Consider the following 24670-nt stretch of genomic DNA (forward strand, 5'->3'; position numbering starts at 1 on the left):
GCGGCTAAGAATCCAATTAACCTGCGCGATTGGATGCTTTCTTAATCAACATGCCACCACATAAACTACCCATTTTTATTGATAAATGACAAATGTCATTTTTTTTCATGACATTACTCCATTAACTACAGCTAGCGTTTTTTCAATAATGCTCACATCAATAAAGCGCTAGAGGCTAACATGAATCATTCACTCCCTATTATTTTAATCTTGTTCACCACGATGTTGTCAGGCTGCACCAACTTTGCCCATCAACAGGAAATCAGAGAAGTCAAAGATTTTGACAGTATCATTGTTAGTGGACTTGCTGATGTTTTTATCTCTCAATCTGATCATCAACAAGTCAAAGTATTTGCTCGTGGCATGCCCATCACTGATGTAATCACACATATTGAAAATGGCACCTTAACCGTGACCCCACAAGGCTACCACAGCGGTGAGTCGGTAAAGGTTTACGTGACATACAAAAAATTAAAATACATTAAAACCGCAGGTGCAGCCACATTAACAGGCGAAAACCAATTGGTCGCAGATCACATCTCTATTGTGACCACAGGATCTGGCGATATCACTAGCTTATCCTTAACGGCCAAACAACTCAGTGTTCAAATTAACGACACTGCTAATGCGAATCTCGTCGTTCAGGCAGAAAACTCAAACATAGAAATGAATGACGCTGGTGATCTTGATATCCGTGGAGTCGCTCACCAGCAACAACTGCGGTCGAACAGCTCCAGAGGTACTTTGAACAACGCCCGATTAAAATTTAACTAAGACCAATAGCCGGAGAAAAGTGATGAAAAAGTGCTTTGCATATCTGATCGTATTTTTAATTAGTTCCGGTTTAGCGTTCATGTTAGCGTATAAACATGACCTGTACACTTGGGAAAAGCCGCTGCAAAATATGTGGATACAAGGCGGCACTTTATTTGACGCTACCTCGGAGTTTGCAATAAACAACCCGGGGATCTTAATAACCGATGGTAAAATCGCTTGTCTCGGAGAAAGCTGTCATGTTTCGCAAAACACCTTGATTATTAACGCTGCGGGAAAGTCAATTATGCCTGGTCTAATTGATTTGCATGGTCACTTCTTTGGAGGAAAAGCGCAATCCAAACAGGACAGCCTGTTAAATACGATTTGGGATCAACTTCGCTTTTTGCCCAGTGTTAGACAAGACCTAATTAAAGCTGGCGTAACCAGTTATCGTTCTCTAGGAGATATAGCACCAGCTATCTTTGATTTAAAAAAGTCATTGTCTCAAGGTAAATTAGCGGGCCCTCGATTATTTATCGCAGGTCCAATCTTTACTGTTGCAGGGGGTCACCCTACTCAACGAAAAGACATTCCGACCTGGGTATTAAAAAAAATGACTTTTCAGTCAGAGTCACCAGAACAGATCACGGAAAAAATCGAACAGCTAATCTTACAAGGAATAGACGGTATTAAGGTTGTTTATCAAGGTCATAGCGACAGCGTTAATGATATTGAAATGCCTCGAATGTCTCGGGAAACACTGGCTACGATTACCTCGCTTGCAAAAAAGAATGGCCTTTGGGTCGCGGCGCACACCGGTGGTCAAAACGAAACAATCGAAGCGATTAACACTGGGGTGACAAGTGTTGAACACGGTATTCGACATGGAAACATCATTCGCCAAGAGACACTTGATGCGGTTGCAAACAATCAAGTGACGTATGTTCCTACGCTCGGTCGAGAGCCAAAAGGGCATTTAAACATCCCATACCTAGCACAATCGAATGTCATGTTAGGAGTTGGCACCGACTCTCCTGTAAAAGAGCATGGTCAATACAGTTATCATATGGAATTAAAACGTTTAGTTGATGCGGGTTTAAGCGATGCTCAAGCCGTTATCGCAGCGACAAGAAATGGCGCTATTGCCCTCAAAAAATCAAAGCAACTTGGGACCATTGAACAGGGAAAACTTGCCGATATCCTCATCATTAATGGTCGTCCATGGGAGGCAATTAGTGATATAAAGAAAATCGACACTGTCATAATCAATGGTCGTATCGGATATTCCGTTAACTAAGCTAACAGAACCAAGCTTGTCGTTTTTGATGACAACGAATATATCAATAACGACAACCTGTATCATGAAAACGTCAATTTGCTACACACTATTTAACACTACTAGCTAGCATCGCGAGAGGAAATAAGCCTCTCGCCTTACATTAGTCTTATATTTTTAAGCTTATCGTACAGCAACTGATTCTATCGTCGAAGCGGTTATTAAGAAATTGAACAGTGCTGATTACCACTTGTTTTATCAACGACGGCTTGTCGCTCTTTACTGAAGTTCAGCGACAAGCCAGTTTGAGTCTTTCAGTACAGTTCGTCTAATCTAAAACACAAACAAAAAGCCGTTGATGATCAAACAAGCTTTTGTATAAGCAAGTTGCACGGACGTATTCCCAGGGTGTGTGCGCTTAATACAAACGTGAACGTTAAATCCGTTTGATAAGCAGCTTAATCCCTTCATGTTCTGTAATTTCAAAAAAGGGTTGTTCACCACCTAAAGTGAACTCTCTGTATTTAATAAATGCTTTTTCTTCAAACCCCAATTTATTTTCGAAAATATGTTGGGAAACATTTCCAGTAGCTTCAGCCTGCGCATATTCGAAGCCCTTTTTCTTGGCCTCGCTCATGCACTCAGATATCAATTTGTTAACGACTCCCTGTCCTTTGTACCTATCGTCCATTGCAACAAACTTAATATTTAAATAAGTATTATCTGGTAAAGTTTCACCCCTAAAATAGCGATTATTGAGCGTTGTTATCAAAGTCGCAATTGGATTGCTTGGCCCTTCGTCATTGGTATCAGCTTGATTAAGCGCCTCGGCCAGATCTGAAGCCAAAATAGCGCCAATAATTTTATTCGTTGTCAATTCTTTGGCTACAAATCCCAACCCATTATTTGCGCAATGCTGCGTTAAATCCAGGATAAACTCAGCAAACTCTTTTGGTGGAGCGTTATTTACTGCGGCCAATGGCTCTCTTTCATTAAATGTAGTGACAACGAGTTTGGCTGCTTCGTGTATATTTTGACTATGAATAGTATCTACTGAAAATTTAAAATACATAAATTGACATACTACTATGGGTTATCTTGTGCAAGAGTATAAGCAGGCAAGCTTAGTTTTTCCATGAAGTTGAAACACAACAAGGTCTATACCGCAGACCTTTCCTAAGCCCTTTTGGGCAGCGTGTGTTGTTTAAAAAAACAAGCCGCTCTACAAACTGATATGAATGTGAATTGAGTTAAATTTCTTAAATTCGCTCATAGCTGCCAGCCAAATGAAGTCTCCCCCCCTTCACATATGCTGTGAGTTCAGATATGAGCGACAATCACTCACAGAACCAAATTAATTTTGTTGGTCACGGATATTCTTCAAATTTACTCTGCCGGAACCATCATTTATCAACTCGAACGATTGTGCATTTCGCACAGAAATACTACCAGAGCCGTCATCAACTGACACTTTACCTGTGACGTTATCAACGACCACCTTACCCGAGCCATCTTCTATCCACACATTACCTTTAATATCCTCAACTACGATTTTGCCTGAACCATCATCAATATCTAACTCACCTTGAACACTAGAAACCTCAATGCTGCCAGAGCCATCATCTATATTTATAGAAGTGAGATTATCCATGATATTAATCGAACCAGAGCCATCATCAATACTTTGAACACTTGCATGTGATACATCAATCGAGCCTGACTCGTCTTTGATCTGTGTAATTAAACTTTTTGGCGCGGTAATTGAAAGATGGACTAACGTGTTGTTGACCCTGTTATGGCACACATTGGCTTTTAGCAAAGCGTAACTTCCACGCTGGGATAAATCTAAGCAATAATCCCCTCCTTCGCTTGACTGAAAAATCTCAGCGGTAACGCTAATTTTGTCCGTGTCTTCTCCTATCAATTTGAGGCTGCCCGCTCCTGCATCGATTTTAAATTGGTCAACCTCTTTGGCTGATAATGTCAAAGAGGTGCTTTTTACAAATTCATAATCCGAAGAGTAATATTGGTTTGCTGAAGCGTAAAGTGAAGATAATGCCAGTGCTGTAAACATGAAAGCTTTCATCTTGTTGTCCTTTTTATACGATATTTAACAGTTAAGACGCAGCCACTATACAAAAGGTTTAAACACGATTTAGGTTTTTCTGTCATGATATTGAGTTTGCCAATAAAGACCTAAACTCCTTCCACAACAGATTCAAGCCTAAATTAAAAAATGTTCAATAGAATAAGAGAAAGAACTCATAGTACAAGTAAGCTTCGCAATAACTTAACATCACAACTGATTTAATTATTGGGCATATCACGAGACACCTACCTAATTTAAGTCAATTGCGATACAAAGGTGAGTGAAGTTTAGATTTTTAGGGGAGTTCAGATATACCGTGGTTTTGTATAGTGCTCGAACAACGTAATGGGACTTGATGCCACTAGCGGCCGACAAAGCGACCGCTAGCTGATAGCGTATGTAATGATTCGTGCATTTACTTACTTGCAACTAAATGACAGGTTAATTTGATAAGGTTCGCCCATAGTATCTTCTGCAATACCACCGCCAATCCACATTGCGGTGCCCAGATCATCGACACGTCCACCACCTAAAATTGACATACCTGCACCTGCGACTTCGACTGCCTCAGCTAAATTGCGATTTTTCAAATACTCATCTTCTGGCATCGAACCCATGTAAGTAATCGTTTCATTGACAATATACGCACGCGTGCTGCCGTTCTCACTACAATAATAGTTGGCTTGTTCTAGTGCTTCTTCGCCTGCTTTTTGTCGCGTTTCAGAAGTTAGGTTGACGTAATGCTTACCATCTTGTGATGGTCTTACATTATTATGATGCGCACAGCCACTTGCCAATAAAGCGATCATTGATACAGTTAATAGTTTTTTCATTGTTTTTCCCCAATCATGTTTGATGTGGAAATCATAGTTCAAGCGGGTGTGTGAATCAGTCAGGGAATGTTTGAAAATGTAATATTTCCACTAAATAAATTGACAGTTAAGTGGCTGTTACCGCTTTCATCAGTATTTAAATACGAGTGTGCTAGGCAGAGGTCACTAATCAAGTCTCAGCGTTAGAGTGACTCCACTACCTACTAGGTTTGGCGCTTAAACTAAACTCACTTTACTCAAAAAAAGAATTACTCTTGCTAAAAAGCGTGAAGCAAAACCATACAAGTGCACCTACGAAAAGATAATACAGCATAAATTCTTACCACTTTAAATTTGCCCCAGTCAAACATGCAACCAAAGGTCAATAACAATTAAAAGACACCAGAATTCTAACACTCATATCGGAAACAATTAAGGTACAAAGCACACAATCAGATAAAGTTATGAAGAAAATCATTATTTATATATTTCAAATAAAAAATCATACCAGGCTGATTTAAAAGCATAATATTTTAAAATCCATAAAGGCCTCATTGAGCACGACCTCTCAGGACAACATACACGTTATGACAATCTGAATAATAAGTTTCGTAGAACGTGAAACGTTGTCATATCCTACAAAACGCGGGCCCCCTCTAGTTACTCTCACAAGACACCTATCACTTTTTGAACCAACAATGCCCTTATCAAAGTGAGCATTTGTTAACCACAAAGCTGCCGTAAAGGTTAAAAAAACCTCAATCAAACCGAATAAACATGCATCAATGCGCGAATTTATATATCATCCGCGCGATTAAAACTAAAACGTAGGACAACAAGTATGAGTAATTCACAAGTGGGAGGCGCGAATGACGTGGTCAATATCAGCGAATCACGCTGGACCCAACATGATACTAATTGGGTACTCAGTCTGTTTGGTACAGCTGTAGGCGCGGGTATTTTATTCTTACCAATCAATATTGGCATTGGTGGGTTTTGGCCCTTAATGATCATGGCTGTACTTGCTTTTCCGATGACTTATTTGGCACACCGAGGTCTTGCTCGATTTGTATTATCCTCGAAAAATAGCGACTCAGATTTTACCGACGTTGTCGAAGAGCATTTTGGTGCCACCAGTGGTCGCTTGATCTCATTGCTATACTTTTTCTCAATATTCCCAATATTACTTATTTACGGTGTCGGTTTAACCAACACCGTTGATAGCTTCATGGTAAACCAGCTGGAGATGGAGTCATTACCAAGAGTTTTACTGTCTGGTGTACTTGTTGCTGGCATGATCGCAATCATGCTAGGGGGTGAGAAGTTGCTCCTTAGAGCCTTTGCGGTACTTGTTTATCCATTAGTCGGCGTGCTGCTGTTTCTCTCTTTATATCTAATCCCTAATTGGCAACTTCCAACGATATCTGCTCCTGATGTGGGCTCATTAACTGAGACACTCTGGCTGTCAGTACCCATTGTTGTATTTTCTTTTAGCCACGCCGCGGCGATTTCTAGCTTTGCTAACACACAACGCAGACACTATAAGTCAGAAGCCACTCTCAAAGCTGAGAGTATTCTGCGCAACACCGCGTTGATGCTCATCGCATTCGTCTTGTTGTTTGTATTTTCGTGTATTTTCTCACTAACCCCTGAGCAAATGACTGAGGCAAAAGAGGCTAATGTATCTGTGCTGTCTTATTTGGCTAACGTATACAACAACCCATTTATTGAAACACTCGGTCCATTGGTTGCATTTATTGCCATTACTTCTTCATTCTTAGGGCACTTTTTAGGTGCAAGAGAGAGTTTCAATGGTCTGGTCACAAAACAAACCTCTATCAGCTATAAAGCAGCTGACAAGTTAGGCGTTGTGGTGATGTTTATCTCTATTTGGATTTGTGCGGTGATCAACCCAAGTATTCTAGACATGATGGGGGCAATATCGGGCCCGATCATCGCCTTGATACTGTTTGTCATGCCAACAATCGCAATTTATAAAGTGCCAGCATTACAAAAGTACAAGGGTAAGCTAAGCACATACTTTGTACTTACGGTTGGTCTGTTAGCGGTATCGGCCTTGCTATTTAATATGTAGGTCAAAAAAATAGGTGTGATCGGGCTGATCACACCTATTTCTGCCACTACTTTTCATTAATTAAATAAGCCTGATCTCTCCCGTTTGACTTAGCTTTATAAAGCCCTTCGTCCGCTTTTTGGATCAGATCTTCAACATTGTCATACACACCATATTGCCCTACTGCGACACCAGCACTGACTGTCACCACATCAAATTCAGATTTACAATGCGGGATTTCAAGCCCTCTAACAGCATGCACAATCGACTGCGCAATTTTCAGCGCGCCTTCTTCGCTCGTGTTAGGCAGCAAAACAGCAAACTCCTCGCCGCCATATCTAAATACGCTATCAAGTGGTCGGTTCACCATTTTCACAGCAACCTTTGCAACCGCTTTTAACGCATCGTCACCTTGTAAATGTCCATACTGATCATTAAATAACTTAAAGTAGTCAATATCTAGCATAATGATAGACATACACTGCTGTTGTCTGAGGTTTTGCCGAAATAAACGCGTGCACTCCATGTCGAAGTAGCGCCGATTAAATACCTCAGTCAGGCCGTCAAAAAAAGAGTACTGCTTTAATATGTCGGTTTGACGCTTATATTTTAAGTGGGTTCTCACTCGATTAACTAATGTCCGGGCCACAATCGGCTTACCTAAAAAGTCAACTGCCCCCGCATCCCAGCAAAGCTCTTGTTGATTTTCATTCGTGTTGGAGGTGACAAATATAATGGGAATGTCATTTAACTCATCCATGGCTTGAATTTTTTTACACGCTTCAAGCCCTGTCATTCCACCTAAGATCCAGTCCATCAAAATTAAATCTGGGGGAGATTTGAGGCAATAATTTATCGCCTCTTCGGCACTGTCAACTGCGTCGACACGGCACAATCCATCTAAGCAAGCACCCAGCACTTTTTGCGTCAGTGCTGAGTCCTCTACAATTAAAACTAAACTATCACTGAGGTCGTCAATTTCCTTGAACACGTTACCCTCTAAAATAATTAGATATGCTTACGTTGTTTATAGCGAATACTTCTACACCTCACAAGAACAAAAAGCGAAATCTTATAAAAAATACTTTTATGTCCTAATGATTCTCAAGTAACGCCTGTTTTCTGGCTTAGTTTAATGATTTATCAGGCCAAAACTTTGTCCCTTTCACTGTTGCCTGTAGCGCAAGGCCACTTTGAGTAAGCGTATAAACAGACATATTGCCGTAATATACCTCGCCTTGAACCGCAGCACCTTTATCAGAAGCTTTTGCAGCTGCATCCGCATTACCACCAAAAGTCCAACCGTGATTGACGAATGTATCTAAGGCTTCGGCAGTATGGAACACAACAATTAAGCGATAATCTTTAACACCTAACCCAAGCCCGACGCCACCTTCAGCCATATTCATATAAGTAAACTGGCCTGTTTGGTTATTTTGCACAACGCCATAACCCGTGCCCGCAGAGACTAAAAGCAAATTGATGTTTGCATTTGAAAAGACGGCATAGCCCACAGCTGAGCGTAGCTGCGCTCGAGTGTCTGGCTTTTCTTTGTATAATTGAGAGAGTGTTTCATTCTTCATCTTCATGATTTGAGCACGTTTTTGCACATTATCACCCGCGCCCATAGATGCACATCCCGAAACAATTACCATGGCTAACACAAGGCTCAGACTTATCAACTTCTTCATTCTTAAACTCCTAACAACATTAACAGGCGCGGTCTTCTACAAGGTGAATCACGCCATATGGGGCTAAAATGCAAGATTGAAGTTTAGCGTAAGATGAACAAACACAAATAAAGATGTATAAAAGTGTCATTGAGCACAGGTAATGCCATAAATTAATACAAGCGATGAGAAAACCCTAAAACGAAAATAAAAAGGCCACCATAAAATGGTGGCCTTTAACACATCATGGGTAATCATGAAAGGGATAAATGTGAAAACAACTTCATTGTAGCGACTAGGTAGTAAATTAAAATCATATTATAATGATTAATTAGTTCGGTTTTTTCGATGCTTTGATTGAACAAAGCTTAGATCTCGGTCCATGTAGGCTTGCACCTGACTTTTTTCACCTTTCGCTCGATTTATTCTCTACGACCTTTTACCATAACGAAAAACAGTAATTTGATGTTATGTATTATCTCTCTTTTGTTACCCTTATATGGGCATTTTCGTTCAGTTTGATTGGCGTTTACCTCGCAGGTCAAGTTGACACCTGGTTCTCAGCTTTTAGCAGAGTCGCGATTGCGTTACTTATTTTTTTGCCATTTACTAAGTTATCGAATGTAACAGCGCGCGTCGCACTGACGTTAATGGCAATAGGGGCAATTCAAATTGGTTTAATGTACGGCTTTTACTACCACTCTTTTCTCTACTTAAGCGTACCTGAAGTACTCTTGTTTACCGTCATGACGCCCGTTTACATCACGGTCATTAATGACTTACTAGAAAGAAAACTCCAACTTCACTATCTATTTGTCGCTTTGCTCGCTACTGCGGGTGCGATTACTATTCGCCAAGCTAACATAAATGAAGATTTCTGGTTTGGGCTATTACTCGTTCAAGGTGCTAATGTGTGCTTTGCGCTTGGACAGGTTTTGTATAAAAGATTACCGACTCAGACCCCTCTGCCCGCGCAGCATACTTGTTTTGGTTTTTTCTTTTTAGGTGCCCTAATTGTCACAGGGCTGAGTTACGTACTGCTTGGCAACAGTGAAAAACTGCCAACCACCGAATTTCAATGGGGCATATTAATCTATCTAGGACTCATCGCCTCGGGGCTCGGTTACTTCCTGTGGAATAAGGGCGCAACGCTGGTTTCTGTTGGCAATTTAGCGATCATGAACAACGTTTTGATCCCCGCAGGCGTCTTAGTCAATGTCATCATTTGGAACCGACAAGCAGACCTATTATCCCTATCACTAGGCAGCGGCATTATTTGTACAGCCTTGTTTATCAACTATCTTTTTGAAAAAAGAGCAGCTCGTCAAAAATAACCTTGATGACAATTTAGAGCGTTTTTAAAAAGTGAATCTTACTGTCAGTGCCATCTTCTAGTGGGTGGCACGCCACGATGCTGTAGTTGTTTTTTAATAACATCATGAGCATATTTTTAAATTTATTCATTGATTTAACAGCGATGCTTTCAAAACCCGAAGACCGACACCATCGCTCTTGCTCATTTAACAATGTTTGTGCGATGCCCTCACCTCTAAATTCTGGTACTACTGCACCTAGCCAACTGTAAAAATGTTTCTCATCCTCGGCGTACCCAAGCTTATATGCGATAGGTTTACCCTCTCTTTTCGCAACTAGCAGCAATACTGTTTTACCTTGTAATCGTGTTTCTATAAGCTGTTTTGTTTTTGGTGTCGAAAACTCAGGAATTTGATTTTCAATCTCCATGAGCTCATCAATACTTCCCCGCTCAATTACGCAAGCCATAGATTACTCCTGTACTTTTTTTCGTTTGATCAAGGCAGCAACCGCTACCTCGAAGTTAGTGAATTCATTTTATTGATTATCCAGCGCACTGTAAAATGGCATATAAGTTACCCCTATGAAAACTATATATTTTTCATATTAACAATGAAGAATAAAAAAGTTCAAAAAACAAACAGATCATTGCATAATAATTTCAAATACCAACTCAATCGGCTCATAATCCACACACACCAGTTATAAAAATGTAAAAAAACCTTTGACAAAGTTCAAAATACAACCAATCATTTAAACCGTTCCAATTATTTTGGCAATTACTAATCAAGTAAAAAAACAAAATAACTAACAAGCCAAATAATATGGGAACGAGCCACAATCAATTTTTTTGGAACGATACAAGGTTGCATATATGAAAACGCAAATAACACAGAGTTCACTAAAAAAAACCAGCCTAGCATGTTTGCTTGGTGCTTTACTTTCCGCTTCAGCAGTAGCGCAAACGGATCTGACGTCCGATAACCCCAATGCCATATCAGTTTCCGGCGAAAATGGTACTTTTGAAGGGAAAACCAAAGCTTTTGATAACAATAATTACAGTAAATGGCTGACCTTCTCATCTTCAGGTTGGATAAGCTATCAGTTTTCACAGCCACAAAAAGTTACCTCTTACAGCATCACCTCAGCCAATGATGCCCCAAGTCGCGATCCGCAAGATTGGCAGCTGCAAGGTTCAAATGATGGCATTAACTGGGTGGTACTCGACACGCGTTACAACCAATCTTTCAATGACCGTTATCAGACAAAGCAATTCACAGTTGCTAACCCACAAAGTTTTGCATTTGTAAAAGTAGATGTGTCATCAACCAATGGCGCAAACATACTGCAAATCGCTGAAATCGAGATGTTTGCCGAAAATATAACGCTACCAAGTAGCTTACCTATCTCGCAAAGCAATAGCTTAAACGCCGGTCAATGGCAGCACTTTGGCCCGTTTAATGTTGCCAATAAAATCATTGCAACAACCACTGGGACGGGCGATGCAGATCTGTACATGAGAAGCGCAGCTCAACCAACCACACAAGTATTTGACTGTAGCAGCACAACGCCAACTGCCAATGAATCGTGTAACTTAAAAGGTAATGATGTTTATGTGTCTGTATATGGATACGCAAATACCAGTTACACCATAAACATAAAAGAAGAGGTAACCACACCACCAAATGGTGAGTGGAAAAAACCTCAAGTTGACTTTGTTGATGTAGATCCACAAACTCAAGGGTCTATCTTATTCAAACGCATCATCTCAGATCCAGCAGGACATATGGCAAATCGCTGTGTCGATGTGGCAAAAATCCTGTATCGCGACCCAGTTGAATCAAATCGTTTTAGAAACCTTCAGTTTGAGCTTAGAGCAAAAGATCATTGGGGAAATGAGTTCGTTGCATACAAGATGGGACAAGATGGCTCTGGTGAAATGACCATTGTTGTAAGCACCAGTCACCTAGAGAAAATTTACCGTGACAGTGGTAACTCAGATGCAGCGATCCGCGATGAAATCGATGGCATTTTGTCTCATGAGGTAACACATGGATATAACAACTCTCCACTGACTCACGACAGCTATGGAGATGGTAAAGCCTACTGGGCGTATACTGAAGGGCTTGCTGATGCAGTGAGAATTGGTGAGGGCCTACACAAAACGCGTACGCCTGATGTGACCGACCCTAAAAAATGGCTAGGTGGCTACACCACTACGGGTTTTTTCTTGCATTATGTACGTGTAACACACGATGCCGATTTCCTGTATAAATTTAACAAAGCCGCCAAAGATTTAGGTAATTACACTTGGTCTTTTGAAGCCGCTTTCCAACAGACAGTGGGCAGAAGTGTAGATGAACTGTGGCAAGAGTACGTCACATTTATCAACAATGGAGGTCAACTTCAGTACTAATATAACCGACGAGTGAGCCTGTAAAGTGCTCACTCTCTTTACGCTTATCGCCACCATAATCCCTTGTATAACTCAGAGATTTCTTTAACTTATAACGCCCCTTTGGTTAAATCTAATTTATCTCCTTGACCGTGAGCAGTCGTAAATACTTAGCATATGTTTTGGTTGTACACTATGCTGATGATAGTCAAGATAATTAATTACGATTTAAAGCTAAGTTTAGGGGTATGTGTGCTATGGCAGACAAAGCTAAGGTGCTTATTGTTGACGATGAACAAGCAGTAAGGGATATGATCACCGCCGCCTTAAAACCTTTTTTTGTTTGCGAACAAGCAGACTCGGCAACCCAAGCTTATGACATTCTCGAACATTTCACACCACAAGTCGTTTTAATGGATATTAGTATGCCTGGCATAGATGGCTTGGCGGCATGTGAAAAAATTAAAACGGAGTTATCTCCAACAAATTGTGCTGTTTTTTTAGTGTCTGGCTACAATAATTTGGATATGAGATTACGTGCCTTTGACGTAGGTGCGGATGATTTCATTGCAAAGCCCTTCCAGATGAAAGAGCTGATCACCAAAGTACAAAAAGTCAGTGAATTCATTCAATCACAAACCATTCTAAAGGCCAGCGAACAAGAGTCCATTACACTCGCACTGTCTTCAATGCAACAAGCATCCCATTACAGCTTGGTTATGCAATTTTTTAAATTACTCAATCAATGCAGAAATCAAAAACAAGTCGTTAACCAGTTCTTTTCTACTATGAAGCAGCTGGGTATGCTCAGCAGCATCATGATAAACCAAGAGACTATGCAGTTTTATGGCCCAAACGAGACACAAATAAGCCCGATTGAGCAAAATATTTTTGAACTACTTTGCACCAAAGGCAGATTACATCATTTTGGCAGGCGTCTTATTGTTAATGAAAAAAATGTCTCCTTCTTAATTAAGAATATGCCGGAGTCACCAGAAGAAAGCGGTGCCATTCAAGATATTTCTGTCGCAATTATTGAAGGGGTTGAGTCCAAATTACTAGATTTGGCGCGTCAACAGGCCATAGAGCAAATCGTCTTAGATATCACCAGTGGAATAAGCTCTTTGCAAAATATTTCTGATGAGTATAAAAGCTTGATACTCGATGTTACAAACGACTTAAATCATCAGATTTCTTCCAGTTTTCATATTCTCGACTTAACTGAAGAACAAGAGCTTTTCATCGCCAATCTCATTGCCAAAGAAGCTAAAAAACTCAGTGCCCTTGAGCCTAAGATGGATTTACTCAAGTCAAACCTCACAAACGTCATCGAACAAACAGACAAATACTTTGCAATGGAAAAAACATCGTTACCTGAGGCTGATACTAATATTGATTTCAGCACCAATAAGCCAGAATTATTCTGAACACAACTGAGCGACTCTATTGAGTAATTCTTGGGGACGAAAGGGCTTTCTTAAAAGGTTGTCATAAAGTTGCTCATCAAAGTCAGTGACTTGTTCAACGTCAACATAGCCACTTATCATCTGGATCTTAATTTCGGGGCACCTTTGCACCGCTTTTTTAGCTAAGCTGAATCCATTTAAATCAGGCATGAGTACATCAGAAATAACCAAGTCATACTGAGTATGCATCATAGCCTGCAGTGCATCACTCCCATTATCAAATATATCAACCTGATGCCCGACTTGGCGAAGCAACTTCGCTACCACATCAGCAAGTGATAATTCATCGTCTACCACAATAATTTTATAAGGCATATGCTGAGCTTGACTGGGTATCGCTTCAATATGAGAAATCTGAGAAGATTTAGCATCTACGACAGGAAAATAGATTAAAAATTGCGTCCCCTGCTCACTCGTTTTTACTTCTACTTGTCCCCTACTCCGTTGAATGAAGGCATACACTTGGCTCAGCCCAAGTCCAGTGCCTTTGTCTCCTTTTGTCGAAAAGAACGGGTCAAATATACTATCTATATATTCATCAGGAATACCCGTCCCCGTGTCAGCCACCTCACACCTTACATGTAAGCTCGGCGAAGCGCCTACTAAGTCATTTTGGTAAAGCTGAGTCTGGGTTGAAACGCTCACCGTACCAGCGTCTTCAATTGCATGCACACTATTGATAACCAAATTTAATATCATGTCATCAAAGTCATGCTTATCAACGCTGACATTGGGTAGTTTTTCAGCTAGGTGAAATACCAATCTAACGTCTGCTTTCAGTGATTTTTCCAAAAGCTGCCGACTCTCTATCAACGCATTATTCAAACAAAATATTTCCGTTAACTCACTTTCCTTGCGCGAGAAATTCAAGAGTTTTTGCGTTAAATTGGTCGCACGTTCGCCTGCTTTTACAATCGCTTTGACGTGGTTTTCAATGTCTTCATCAAGTTCAGGTTGCATCAGCACAATGTCGCTATAGCCTAGCATTATGCCAATCAAGTTATTAAAGTCATGGGCTATACCGCCTGTCAACTTACCTAGTGCATCCATTTTCATCGAGCGCCTTAGCTGCTCTTCTTTTTCTTTGATATTGGTGAGATCAACACAATTCCCAATGAACCTTCTTACGCCATTTGGCATCAGCGGCAGCTCGCTAATCGATAAATGCATCGGAAAAACACTTTCATCTGCGCGCTGACCAACAACCTGACGGCCAATCCCGATAACCTGCTTATGACCTGTTGTCATGTAGTTTGAGATAAATGTATCGTGATGTTTGGCAAATTCATTAGGCATAAGCATTTTGACATTTTTACCGATGACATTCCCAGCCTGATACTGGAACGCGGCCTCTGCAGCTTTATTAAATGTTAAGATCTGCCCTTTATCATTGATTGTGATCACAGGGTCAACCATCGACTGTAAGACTTCGTCTTTTTCAGCCTCTTTTAACTCCAAAGACTCAATGACCTCGTGTAGCATCGTAATGTCAGATACCAAAGAAGCGTATCGTGGTGGCTCATTTTGAGTTTCGTATACCATAAAGCTTTGCCACTCAGTGACTCTTTGCTGTCCCTGCGCATCTGTGATCGCAATCAATTGTTTTGCAGAAGTCTCATTTGAAACAGTACTCAATAAATAACTTTCTAATTCGGTATTAAACTCTGAGGTGACCACTTCGGCCAAATTACTACCCACAAGGTCATTTTGCCCTACACCAAACAGACTAGATGCAGCCTGATTACAAAATACAATGGTTAATGACTTATCCCACTCAATAATTGCTAATGGGGCATGCCTCACAAGCCCTGCAAGCCTTTTTTGAGTCTGTTGCAGGGTATGATCCGTTCTCTTTTGCGCAGTAATATCAGAAATAACCCCAGCCATGGCAAACTTACGGTCCGACCTTTTAACAATCGGAAATAATGTGATGGCACTATAAAAGGTTTCCCCTTTGTGTTTGTAATGCACCTCTTCTCTTATATAGCTTTCTCCACTCATCACTGAATCCATGCGTTGCTCAATGAAATCAGCAATGTTTTTGGGACACGCTTGCAATAGCTGCTTAGAGTCTTTAATCGACTTATCAATGGATAAAAACCGTTTTAACTGACTGTTGAGGTATGCCACTTCGGTATTTTCTTGTAGTAGAAAGACGCTTTCAGGAATATTTTCAATAATGGAGTAAAACTTGCGCTCACTCAGCTGCAACTGCAAGTTCAATTCAAACTCTTGTTGCTGATCGACAAACGCCACCAAATAGCAGGCCAGTGTCTGCTTTTTCATATTGAGCTTGGTCACTGACAAGTTAATTGCATGCCATTTATCTTCAAATAGCCAAAAACTTTTGACGCTGAGACCTTGGTTTCTTTCTGCCTCGATAGATAAGCTTAATAGCTGTGTATCATCACAACAGTGAGATAATTTGAAGTGCGAGTTAAAGTGCGCTTGAGGTTGTAATTGACCGTTTAAGTAGGACTCTGCGACATGATTAAGATCTAAAATATTGCCTTTTTCATCAACAATGACAACGGCATCGGTGATCCCTCAAATAACGCCTGAAAGTAATCTTTCTGCTCTTTTGTCGCTGCATGACTGCTCGCTAAATCTTGGAATAAGCGATTACTTCTCCTTGCAAGCTCACTCAGTTCATCCATGCCACTGATCTCAATCAGCGCGACATCTTGCTCTGAATTGTATGTATCAAAATGGCGAAAGATTTTTTGTAAACGCTTTTGAATGGAAACATGAAATATCAGCGCGACGAGTAAAGCGGTCACCAACATAATCACAAATAATGGTGTAAAAGCATGCATGGTCGAATTTTGTATGTACCGTGATGCTTGTGCATAGTCTGCCAAAATCATCAAGTACTTCGGCGAATTATTCAAATTAGCATCAACAATAGGCCCAATTAGCACCAACTTCTTTGATGTTTGGTCAAAAAGCGTTAGGCCTTGTGACGAAGACAAAGCATCGCTAATTTGTTGCGCCGATGCTGGCGAGAGTTTCAAACTCTGCGCGACCTGTTGCGGCACCACACCAACATAGTTGTGATTAGTGCTTGTCTCAACCACACCGTGGTGATCCAACACCATAGCCAAAGCAACTTCAGAGTGTGTCTTCATTAAACTCAAGTACTCTTCCATTGCATCAAGGCGGTTTTGTGTATTCATAAATTCGATGGCTGATTTGGCTTGCACAAATAAGCTTTTCACTTCGTCGATACGCGTGGCTAAATGACTGTCTGTGGTTTGCTTTAATGTGTACAGTTGCAAAGTTGCAACCTGCGCTAATAAACCAAAAACAACAACCACAAAGATTTTTAGTGCAATGGGGATACGTGCAAAGTTTCTAAACCCGTCCATTAGTCTGCACCTACCAAATTACAATCGGATGGCCGGTAGAATGCCATTAAACTAACTTGGCTAACACACTGAGAGTTATGATTAAAATCCAGCAACGCACACACCTTTTTACAAATCCAATGCATTGAGCATAGTACATGCAGGTTAAATAACCTATTTGTTAAAAAGACGACAATAGAGGTTGATGCGGGGAAAACTCAGGGATTGAAAACCACTTGCACAAAGTGGCTTTCACAAAGTAGCTTTTATCAATTAAACGGCGTTAATTATGACAAGATGCGCTTCTGCACGTCTTAATATTAATAAGATGACTATAAGCAACGATAAGGCTACCGATAACCGTTAAGATGGACTCTCCGAACTCTCCAAACCAATCATGACCAAATAACGCAGCAATACTCAACACAACCAACCCAGCAATACCGCCGCCAAAAATTTGCCATTTGCGATGAGTCTTGCAGCCGCTATACAAAGCCAAAACACTGGTTAATAAAACGCCTACCAACAACATTTGATGAAACGCTTCCTGTTTTAGAAAGCTAGTCGCTAAAAATGGCAATGCTAAAACCATTAATGGTAATAATAGACAATGTGCTAAACACAACAAAGCGAGACCAATCGATACACGATCTCCTGTTTGCTGAAAACTTCCTAGCATTTATCTCTCCACAAAAAGATACAATATAACATACCAATAAAATATAGAAATGCCATCAGATAAGCAACTTATATTCTGTATCAATACAAAGAGCGTGAGCACTTGAACAAAATAGTCACAAAAAGTACATGGCAAAATCATCAAGTTTTATTCGGTGTGCGATTTGATAACCAAGATAAAAACCACAAGCAAATGAAAAATTTAAAATTTTACAAACAAACAGTTAACTTTATTAATTTTTTTTCAGTACACTAGCGACAGCAATCAACAGTTCACAAGGATAATCTATGAGTACGACCACAGCAGACATTGAGTTAGCACAACAAGAATCACCGTTGCTAACTGCGCCAATATTTAAACAGTTTTGTTTTTTAGCGATCCCTACAATTTTAGGCATGCTAATTAGCGGTTTATACAGTTTTGTGGATGCACTCTTTATTTCGCAAGGTATTGGCGCTCAAGCAATGGGGGCCGTTTCAGCCGTATTTCCAATCCAAATGCTTTTAATCGCCATAAGCACAATGCTCGGCAGTGGCATGGCTTCACTCGTCTCTAGATACCTAGGTGCAAAACGGCAACATGATGCCAATCAAGTATTTTCGGCCTCGTTTTTACTCGCCATGAGTGCAGCATTGATATTGTGCTTAGTCACCTACTTTAATCTAGATAACATCTTTAACCTATTAGCGGTACCTGACTCATTAAAAGTACAGGCGAATAGCTACATAACCCCTATTGTATTGTTTTGGGTCGTCGGTTTTGTATGCAACCAAATCACTGAAGGATTTCGGGCATCGGGCAACCCAAAGGCCATGATGCAAGTGCTCACAACAGCTTCTGTTTTAAATATCATTTTAGATGCCATTTTTATCTTTGTATTTGAATGGGGTGTCGCCGGTGCTGCATGGGCGACCATTTGCGCAATCAGCATTGCACTTGTAATGGCGCTACAACTGCAAGCTAAAGGTGAGAGTAAAGTTCAATTCAACAAACAGCAACTCTTTAGCCCTTTAAGAGTCCACACTAAAATTATTAGTCTCGGGTTACCTGTGTTGTTATCTCATGGCGGTTTTTCGGTCATTCTCGCTGCAACTATATATTCTATATCAACCGTTTTTGCAGAAAATTCTGAGCCACTCATTACAGCCCATGGTATTTTAGTACGTAGCTATATGTTTTTATTCTTGCCTATAATCGGCATGATGGTTGCGCTTCAAACGCTAGCGGGATTCAATTATGGCGCAGGACAGTACCAAAGAGTATATAAAGCATACATTGTCGCGTGCGCAATGAGTGTCGGCTGGGGGCTTATCGTCACTTTTATACTTTGCCTTAACGCGCAGTGGCTTATCGCACTCTTTACTCAAGATCAGCACGTCACGGAACTCGGTAAACACATCGCGCTCATCTCATTTTGCGCATTTGCACTATCTGGGTTTTGTATGATGTCCAGTGGCCTCTTTCAAGGCATGGGTAGAGCGCTTCCTGCAACCATGCTAGATGCTGCGCGCACCTATATTGTACTTTTACCATTGATGGCAGTACTGCCAGATGCGTTTACTCCTGACGCATTATGGTGGTCTTTCCCGATTGCAGATACAGTTGGCGGACTATTTGCTCTAGCCTTCTCGCTATTTACACTCAAAAAACTAATGAAAAATAACTAGATCTACATCAAGTTATAAAAAATTCATCTTAGTTTTTACATTGCAAATAAACAAATACCGATTTACCTATTGTTTTACCACTTTAGGTAATCGGTACAAATCCAAAGCAAAATCGCAGTCAAAATTCAAGCTTTCATCAACAAGTATTAATCTCTGAGCCACCTGCAAAAAGATCCCATTACAAGACGACACCTTCCCCAATTTATTACTAAAACCCTTTTAAATTCATAACATTAATCAATAGTCCATTTTAGCTATTTACACTTCGTGCTCCCAAGTAAAAGCCATCGTGTAATGCGCTGAAATCTCATCTCCACAATTCCTACATATTTATCCCTAAATTGAAAACAAAAATTCATGTACCAATCATGAAACTGGCACACTGCTTTATTTCAAAAAAATAAATTAAATTTAAAATCGCAATAAAGTAAATGCACAAATTGCAATAAACAAAACAGTTTAAAAATTATTACAGACCGAAAATATCATTATTTTAATAACATTCTCGTGATCAATGTTAATTATTGCAAACGATAGTGGTATCATGCTCCTCAGCAATTACAGCGAGTTTAATTAATCATAATCTATTGATTTTATGGAATACGAATTTAACAGTTTCGTGTTTCAGTGAATAAACCGGCTTAACAATGATTTTTAATATTTAAATAATGTTAATTATTAATGAAGTTTCATTTAGAGCTACAAGTTTTTAGGAAAACTCAAGGAAACATGGAACATGACGGTTAGAGAAAATACAATCTCAATCATCGGGGCGGGCATTTCAGGTATCATTTGCGCGCTAACGTTAGCAAAATCAAATGAGTGCAAAAAGAAAACCATTCGAGTTTATGAACATAAAAATCGCGTCGGTGGGCGAGCACATGCGATAAAAGTCAATGATCATTATGTTGACCTTGGTGCAGGACGCTTTTCTTCAGGGCTTCATCATAATGTCAAAGAGCAGGTTAAATTGCTGAATTTGGCGTATGAAAAATTCCCTTTTACACAACTAAAGCGCCCACAAGCATTGCATAAAAGTTTAAAGAGTATTCTGAAAAATTTGAAACCTTTGTGTGACGAGCATGCGCATGATTCATTTGAAGAGTTTTTAACGATTTATGTAGGCAGGAATCAGGCCAGAGAAATGATCAACGCCCTAGGTTATGACTCATTATCATTACCAAACATCACGCCACATATTGCATTCGATATCATTGAAAAGCACCCTGAGATTCAAGGGTTTTCTGACAATGCTGGTTATGAGTGGTTCAATCTTAAAGAAGGGTTTTCTGCACTTCCTGAGCGCCTATACGAGCAAGCATTAGCGCATGGTGTTGAGTTTTATTTTGGCCACGAGTTAATCGAAATAGAAGCTGACAGTAGCACGCCATCACTGAAACTTTTAAATGACAATCAACAAGAAGTCGTCATCGATGAAGGTGAGATGATTTTAACTTTTCCACCTACCGCAATGAAAAAGCTTAACTGCGGCTTCCCACAAGATTGGAGTAACTATACCTATGGCTCTATTCCGCTGTTCAAAGGCTTTTTATTTTATGATACGCCTTGGTGGCAAGAAATGGATTTAGCCGATCACGTTGTCATTGCCAATAACCCTATCAGAAAGCTGTATTTTAAGGACAACCGGTATGTATTTTTTTATACCGATAGTGACTACGCAAATTTTTGGCGTGACGCCACATTAAAAGGTGAAGCACATTACTTAAAAACAGTAAAAGAACTCATGGCAGATGCTTTAAAGTGCCATGTTAGCCAACTCCCAGACCCCATTACACACACATACAAACATTGGGTCCATGGTGTTGAATTCTCGCAAGAGTCTAGCCCTAATCATCCAAAAACATTAGAGCATAAAAAGTCACACATTATCTCAACGTCAGATGCATATACACCTCATTGTGGCTGGATGGAGGGCGGTATTATCGCTGGCACCAATGCTGCTAAAACAGTGCTAGAAAGAGTGAGACAAAGGCAAGTACTGAATCAAAAAGATTACGAACTTGCGCACGTTTAATTGTCATTAGACACAGACATAATTAAGAAATCAGTAACTAGGAAGTTTTTATAAATGAGTATTCTCGATTTTCCCCGAGTTCATTTTAAAGGGGTTGCGCGTGTTAATGTGCCAACAGGTAATCGTAATATCAGTAACACGTTAGATATATCGACTAACACGGCCCTCAAGGATGGTAAACCCTATGATGTGTCTAAACCACCACACGCCTTTCATGACTACATGAAGTCGATGGGGCCAAAATTTAACGCTCAAGGACACATTGACGAAGACGGCGCGTTTAACCTCGCAACAGGGTATAACATGCGTGGTAATAACCATTTCAGTTGGGAAAATACACTCGTCACTTCAGTTCAGTTACGCCCTGGGGAGTACATTACCGATGATAAGCTCGTCGGGAAAAAACTGTCACTGTGGGGACATTATAACGAATATTTAAGAACTTCATTTAATCGCGCTCGCTGGGTTGATAATGACCCAACAAGACGAGATTCAGCCTTAATTTACGCAGGTCAGCTCACCATCACCGATCCTAATTCGTCAGCTAACACTGCGCATATTCTTTCAGCAGATATCGACTGTACCCATGGTGTTCGCTGGCTTAACCGTGGTTATATCGAAGAGCCTATTAACCATTTTCTCTATGAGGAAATGAGCGAAGCTCGCTTATTTCAATTTACAGTAAGTAAGGACAGTCAAGACTTTATTCTCAATCAACTTGGTTTGGACTCTGAGTTTCTGACTGCACTCAGAGAAAAGCTTCAAGACCCTACAGTAAAAGGCTTGCTAATTCAGTACTGCGTAAGCAACTTGTCTCCACCCAAAGCGCCTAATATGCCTGTATTTTGTGACTTACACGGCACCATTAGTTTATGGCACAACGACGATATGGCCACTTGCCCTACTGGCAGAATCTTAAGACCAGATAACAGCGAACAATATGCACCAATTGCCTTATCAATAAGAGATAACTGGTTGAGTCTAAATACCGCCATAAGTTTGCCCCACCAGCGATATGAAGAAACCATGCCAGTTGAAAATGGCATGCCACCAAAACTCAGTGAGAAAGTAGATCTTGGCGACCTCTATTTAAAGTCAAATAGTGGCCAAGTGATCGCCGTCATACCAAAAGACAGTTATCTCAATAATGCAACTAACTCTGGGATAATTGACATTCGGCTCCCTGATATTGATAGCCAATTTGAGCAACACTCATTGAAGTTATGTTCCGAACGTCACACTTGGTATGAAAGCGATTGGTATATTCAAGCTGAGCACCATATTGTCGCCATGGAAAGCCCAAACTCAGTTACAAAAGAGCCCAGTACAGTCGAATTAGGTGTGCGCAGTTATTATCGTGGAAAACCAGCGTCAATATCACAATTAGCAACACACACGCTGACACCTGACACCGTCACTTGCTGTGCGTATCTTGATACTGACAATAGTGGTCATGGCAGCATTATGGTTGAGAGTTTATCCGCAGGTAGCGCAGAAATATTTTTAGGTGAGTTTTATAGCTCAGTGCAAATCAGAGTGCTCCCAGATGCTTGGGCACTCGCAGATACGCCGACAGAGCAAGTTGACTACGACTTTCTTTATCAACATGTCATGGCGTACTACGAGCTGTTTTATCCGTTTATGACCGAAGCCGTTTTTAGCATGGCGGATAAATGTAAGTGTGAAACCTATGCCCGTTTAATGTGGCAAATGTGCGACCCCAAAAATAGGGATAAAAGCTATTACATGCCAAGTACCCGTGAAATGCCTGCCGCACACGCACAATTATTCCTAAAGTATTTATGTAATGTCGAACAATCGGCCATGCCTAAAATCTTACCCAATGCGCAGCCAAAGGCACAAATCAGTGGCAATATAAAAACAAAAGCACAGCTGATTAGTGCACTAAAAGATGCCGTCGATCTTGAGCTGTCGATTATGTTGCAATATATCTACAGTGCCTATTCGTTACCTAACTATGCCATTGGTGAGCACTTTGTCTCTATGGGCCGTTGGAGTGAACAACAACTTGAATTAGTAAATGGTGGCGAAGATAGACGATTAAACAGCGGATGGCGTGGCGCTTTACTCGAAATAGCGCATGAAGAGATGATCCATTATTTGGTCGTCAATAACTTATTGATGGCACTTGGTGAGCCGTTTTATCCGGGTAAACCCGTACTTGGTGAAGAAGCCAAAGACAAGTTTGGCCTCGATACTGAGTTTTCTTTTGAACCCTTCTCTGAGCACATCATCGCAAAGTTTGTGCGCTTTGAGTGGCCCGCGTTTTTTCCAACTGTTGGGAAATCTATCGCAGATTTTTACGCGGATATCACCAAAGGTATTGAAGAGATCCCCGATTTATTTGGCAAAGAGCGGGTCAACCTCGGTGGTGAACACCACTTATTCTTAAATGAAATTATCAATCGTGAATATCCCGGTTATCAATTTGAGGTGTACGACAAAGAAACTGCACTATTTGCCATTAACTTCGTCACAGAGCAAGGCGAAGGTGTTGCTGCTGACTCACCACAATTCGAAGTCAGTCACTTTAATCGTCTTCGGGCCATCTCTAAAACTTTAACCAACAGCGACATTCCGTTCGAGCCAGCTTATCCGGTGTTAAAAAACCCTGTTTTTGAACCGAGAACAGGCTGTAATCTCGTTACCGATCCTGCTGCTGTAGAACTCATGCAATTTTATAAAGGCTGTCATGAATTGATGTTTCAACTCATGATGCAGCACTTTGCCATTCAGCCACTGGGCAGCATGCGCCGCTCTCGTTTAATGAATGGTGCCATAGATTTAATGACTGGCATTTTAAGACCACTATCGGTTTTATTAATGACCTTACCATCGGGTACGCTGGGCAGAAACGCAGGTCCACCTGTGCCAGAACCAATTGAAACACAAGTATTTTCAGACCTAGAGCAAGGGTGTATGGCCATCTCAAAGCAGTGTAAACAGCTTGCTGATATGGGCAGAGCTATGGTCTGTGCAAAACCTCCAACAACACAAATTGAGTTATTAGAGTTTTTTCAAAATCAGATGCATGAAATCGCAACTGGCAAACTTTCAAGGGAAGCTTAA

Annotated in this window: 18 protein-coding genes; 9 read left to right on the forward strand and 9 right to left on the reverse strand. The window is 40.6% G+C overall.

Translation table 11 applies throughout. From position 1 onward, the window contains the following. Window positions 1-180: 180 nt before the first annotated feature. Window positions 181-774, forward strand: a complete 594-nt coding sequence (locus JF50_RS09585) for a GIN domain-containing protein (RefSeq protein ID WP_039609214.1) — start codon at window positions 181-183, stop codon at window positions 772-774. A gap of 22 nt (window positions 775-796) precedes the next feature. After that, a complete protein-coding gene (locus JF50_RS09590) occupies window positions 797-2053 on the forward strand; it encodes an amidohydrolase family protein (RefSeq protein WP_039609215.1) in 1257 nt (418 codons plus the stop codon). 415 nt (window positions 2054-2468) lie between these two features. Here the strand turns inward: JF50_RS09590 and JF50_RS09595 are convergent, their stop codons facing one another. From JF50_RS09595 to JF50_RS09605, 3 genes are all read right to left on the reverse strand, one after another. Beyond that, the gene (locus JF50_RS09595; RefSeq protein ID WP_039609216.1) at window positions 2469-3104 is read right to left on the reverse strand and encodes a GNAT family N-acetyltransferase; all 636 of its coding nucleotides are present in this window, start codon (window positions 3102-3104) and stop codon (window positions 2469-2471) included. Window positions 3105-3386: 282 nt separating this feature from the next. Beyond that, on the reverse strand, window positions 3387-4118 hold the full coding sequence (locus JF50_RS09600; protein WP_039609217.1) for a hypothetical protein: 732 nt from the start codon (window positions 4116-4118) through the stop codon (window positions 3387-3389). 422 nt (window positions 4119-4540) lie between these two features. Beyond that, window positions 4541-4954, reverse strand: a complete 414-nt coding sequence (locus tag JF50_RS09605; RefSeq protein ID WP_039609218.1) for a hypothetical protein — start codon at window positions 4952-4954, stop codon at window positions 4541-4543. Between the two features lie 820 nt (window positions 4955-5774). Here JF50_RS09605 and JF50_RS09610 point away from each other — a divergent pair. Next, window positions 5775-7028, forward strand: a complete 1254-nt coding sequence (locus tag JF50_RS09610) for an aromatic amino acid transport family protein (protein ID WP_039609219.1) — start codon at window positions 5775-5777, stop codon at window positions 7026-7028. A gap of 46 nt (window positions 7029-7074) precedes the next feature. On the opposite strand, the gene JF50_RS09615 is transcribed toward JF50_RS09610, so the two are convergent. Together JF50_RS09615 and JF50_RS09620 are read right to left on the reverse strand one after the other, a co-directional pair. Further along, entirely contained in the window at window positions 7075-7998 is a 924-nt protein-coding gene (locus JF50_RS09615; RefSeq protein WP_039609220.1) for a diguanylate cyclase, read from the reverse strand. Between the two features lie 136 nt (window positions 7999-8134). Continuing rightward, entirely contained in the window at window positions 8135-8698 is a 564-nt protein-coding gene (locus tag JF50_RS09620; RefSeq protein WP_039609221.1) for a YSC84-related protein, read from the reverse strand. 449 nt (window positions 8699-9147) lie between these two features. On the opposite strand from JF50_RS09620, the gene JF50_RS09625 reads away from it, so the two are divergent. Next, window positions 9148-10011: a DMT family transporter gene (locus tag JF50_RS09625; protein ID WP_039609222.1), complete on the forward strand. Its 864-nt coding sequence runs from the start codon at window positions 9148-9150 to the stop codon at window positions 10009-10011. Between the two features lie 13 nt (window positions 10012-10024). Here the strand turns inward: JF50_RS09625 and JF50_RS09630 are convergent, their stop codons facing one another. Beyond that, window positions 10025-10459: a GNAT family N-acetyltransferase gene (locus JF50_RS09630; RefSeq protein ID WP_039609223.1), complete on the reverse strand. Its 435-nt coding sequence runs from the start codon at window positions 10457-10459 to the stop codon at window positions 10025-10027. A 406-nt stretch (window positions 10460-10865) separates the two neighbouring features. Between JF50_RS09630 and JF50_RS09635 the strand changes: the two genes are divergently transcribed. Then, window positions 10866-12407, forward strand: coding sequence for a basic secretory protein-like protein (locus JF50_RS09635; RefSeq protein WP_039609224.1), 1542 nt, complete (start codon window positions 10866-10868; stop codon window positions 12405-12407). Window positions 12408-12643: 236 nt separating this feature from the next. Beyond that, on the forward strand, window positions 12644-13813 hold the full coding sequence (locus JF50_RS09640) for a response regulator (protein ID WP_039609225.1): 1170 nt from the start codon (window positions 12644-12646) through the stop codon (window positions 13811-13813). Here the strand turns inward: JF50_RS09640 and JF50_RS09645 are convergent. The 3 genes from JF50_RS09645 to JF50_RS09655 form a co-directional block, all read right to left on the reverse strand. After that, a complete protein-coding gene (locus tag JF50_RS09645) occupies window positions 13805-16138 on the reverse strand; it encodes a PAS domain S-box protein (RefSeq protein WP_039609226.1) in 2334 nt (777 codons plus the stop codon). The two genes, JF50_RS09640 and JF50_RS09645, sit on opposite strands and share 9 nt — an antisense overlap. 212 nt (window positions 16139-16350) lie before the next feature. Further along, complete coding sequence (locus JF50_RS09650; protein ID WP_039609227.1) at window positions 16351-17220, reverse strand: hypothetical protein; 870 nt, start codon at window positions 17218-17220, stop codon at window positions 16351-16353. A 262-nt stretch (window positions 17221-17482) separates the two neighbouring features. Further along, complete coding sequence (locus tag JF50_RS09655) at window positions 17483-17878, reverse strand: MerC domain-containing protein (protein WP_039609228.1); 396 nt, start codon at window positions 17876-17878, stop codon at window positions 17483-17485. A gap of 287 nt (window positions 17879-18165) precedes the next feature. Here JF50_RS09655 and JF50_RS09660 point away from each other — a divergent pair, with 287 nt between their 5' ends. From JF50_RS09660 to vioB, 3 genes are all read left to right on the forward strand, one after another. Beyond that, the gene (locus JF50_RS09660) at window positions 18166-19545 is read left to right on the forward strand and encodes an MATE family efflux transporter (RefSeq protein ID WP_039609229.1); all 1380 of its coding nucleotides are present in this window, start codon (window positions 18166-18168) and stop codon (window positions 19543-19545) included. Window positions 19546-20281: 736 nt separating this feature from the next. Continuing rightward, window positions 20282-21580: an FAD-dependent oxidoreductase gene (locus tag JF50_RS09665; RefSeq protein ID WP_039609230.1), complete on the forward strand. Its 1299-nt coding sequence runs from the start codon at window positions 20282-20284 to the stop codon at window positions 21578-21580. A gap of 54 nt (window positions 21581-21634) precedes the next feature. Then, window positions 21635-24670 carry an iminophenyl-pyruvate dimer synthase VioB gene (vioB, locus tag JF50_RS09670; RefSeq protein ID WP_039609231.1) on the forward strand — a complete coding sequence of 1012 codons (3036 nt, stop codon included), beginning with the start codon at window positions 21635-21637 and terminating at the stop codon, window positions 24668-24670.

This window comes from Pseudoalteromonas luteoviolacea (genome assembly GCF_000814765.1).
In the GTDB taxonomy this organism is placed as follows: domain Bacteria; phylum Pseudomonadota; class Gammaproteobacteria; order Enterobacterales; family Alteromonadaceae; genus Pseudoalteromonas; species Pseudoalteromonas luteoviolacea_H.

What these genes read in the sequence shown, in the direction of transcription:
- JF50_RS09585 (WP_039609214.1), top strand. Translation starts at nt 181, where the DNA reads ATGAATCATTCACTCCCTATTATTTTAATCTTGTTCACCACGATGTTG.
- JF50_RS09590 (WP_039609215.1), top strand. Translation starts at nt 797, where the DNA reads ATGAAAAAGTGCTTTGCATATCTGATCGTATTTTTAATTAGTTCCGGT.
- JF50_RS09595 (WP_039609216.1), bottom strand. Translation starts at nt 3,104, where the DNA reads ATGTATTTTAAATTTTCAGTAGATACTATTCATAGTCAAAATATACAC.
- JF50_RS09600 (WP_039609217.1), bottom strand. Translation starts at nt 4,118, where the DNA reads ATGAAAGCTTTCATGTTTACAGCACTGGCATTATCTTCACTTTACGCT.
- JF50_RS09605 (WP_039609218.1), bottom strand. Translation starts at nt 4,954, where the DNA reads ATGAAAAAACTATTAACTGTATCAATGATCGCTTTATTGGCAAGTGGC.
- JF50_RS09610 (WP_039609219.1), top strand. Translation starts at nt 5,775, where the DNA reads ATGAGTAATTCACAAGTGGGAGGCGCGAATGACGTGGTCAATATCAGC.
- JF50_RS09620 (WP_039609221.1), bottom strand. Translation starts at nt 8,698, where the DNA reads ATGAAGAAGTTGATAAGTCTGAGCCTTGTGTTAGCCATGGTAATTGTT.
- JF50_RS09625 (WP_039609222.1), top strand. Translation starts at nt 9,148, where the DNA reads ATGTATTATCTCTCTTTTGTTACCCTTATATGGGCATTTTCGTTCAGT.
- JF50_RS09630 (WP_039609223.1), bottom strand. Translation starts at nt 10,459, where the DNA reads ATGGCTTGCGTAATTGAGCGGGGAAGTATTGATGAGCTCATGGAGATT.
- JF50_RS09635 (WP_039609224.1), top strand. Translation starts at nt 10,866, where the DNA reads ATGAAAACGCAAATAACACAGAGTTCACTAAAAAAAACCAGCCTAGCA.
- JF50_RS09640 (WP_039609225.1), top strand. Translation starts at nt 12,644, where the DNA reads ATGGCAGACAAAGCTAAGGTGCTTATTGTTGACGATGAACAAGCAGTA.
- JF50_RS09645 (WP_039609226.1), bottom strand. Translation starts at nt 16,138, where the DNA reads ATGAAAAAGCAGACACTGGCCTGCTATTTGGTGGCGTTTGTCGATCAG.
- JF50_RS09650 (WP_039609227.1), bottom strand. Translation starts at nt 17,220, where the DNA reads ATGGACGGGTTTAGAAACTTTGCACGTATCCCCATTGCACTAAAAATC.
- JF50_RS09655 (WP_039609228.1), bottom strand. Translation starts at nt 17,878, where the DNA reads ATGCTAGGAAGTTTTCAGCAAACAGGAGATCGTGTATCGATTGGTCTC.
- JF50_RS09660 (WP_039609229.1), top strand. Translation starts at nt 18,166, where the DNA reads ATGAGTACGACCACAGCAGACATTGAGTTAGCACAACAAGAATCACCG.
- JF50_RS09665 (WP_039609230.1), top strand. Translation starts at nt 20,282, where the DNA reads ATGACGGTTAGAGAAAATACAATCTCAATCATCGGGGCGGGCATTTCA.
- vioB (WP_039609231.1), top strand. Translation starts at nt 21,635, where the DNA reads ATGAGTATTCTCGATTTTCCCCGAGTTCATTTTAAAGGGGTTGCGCGT.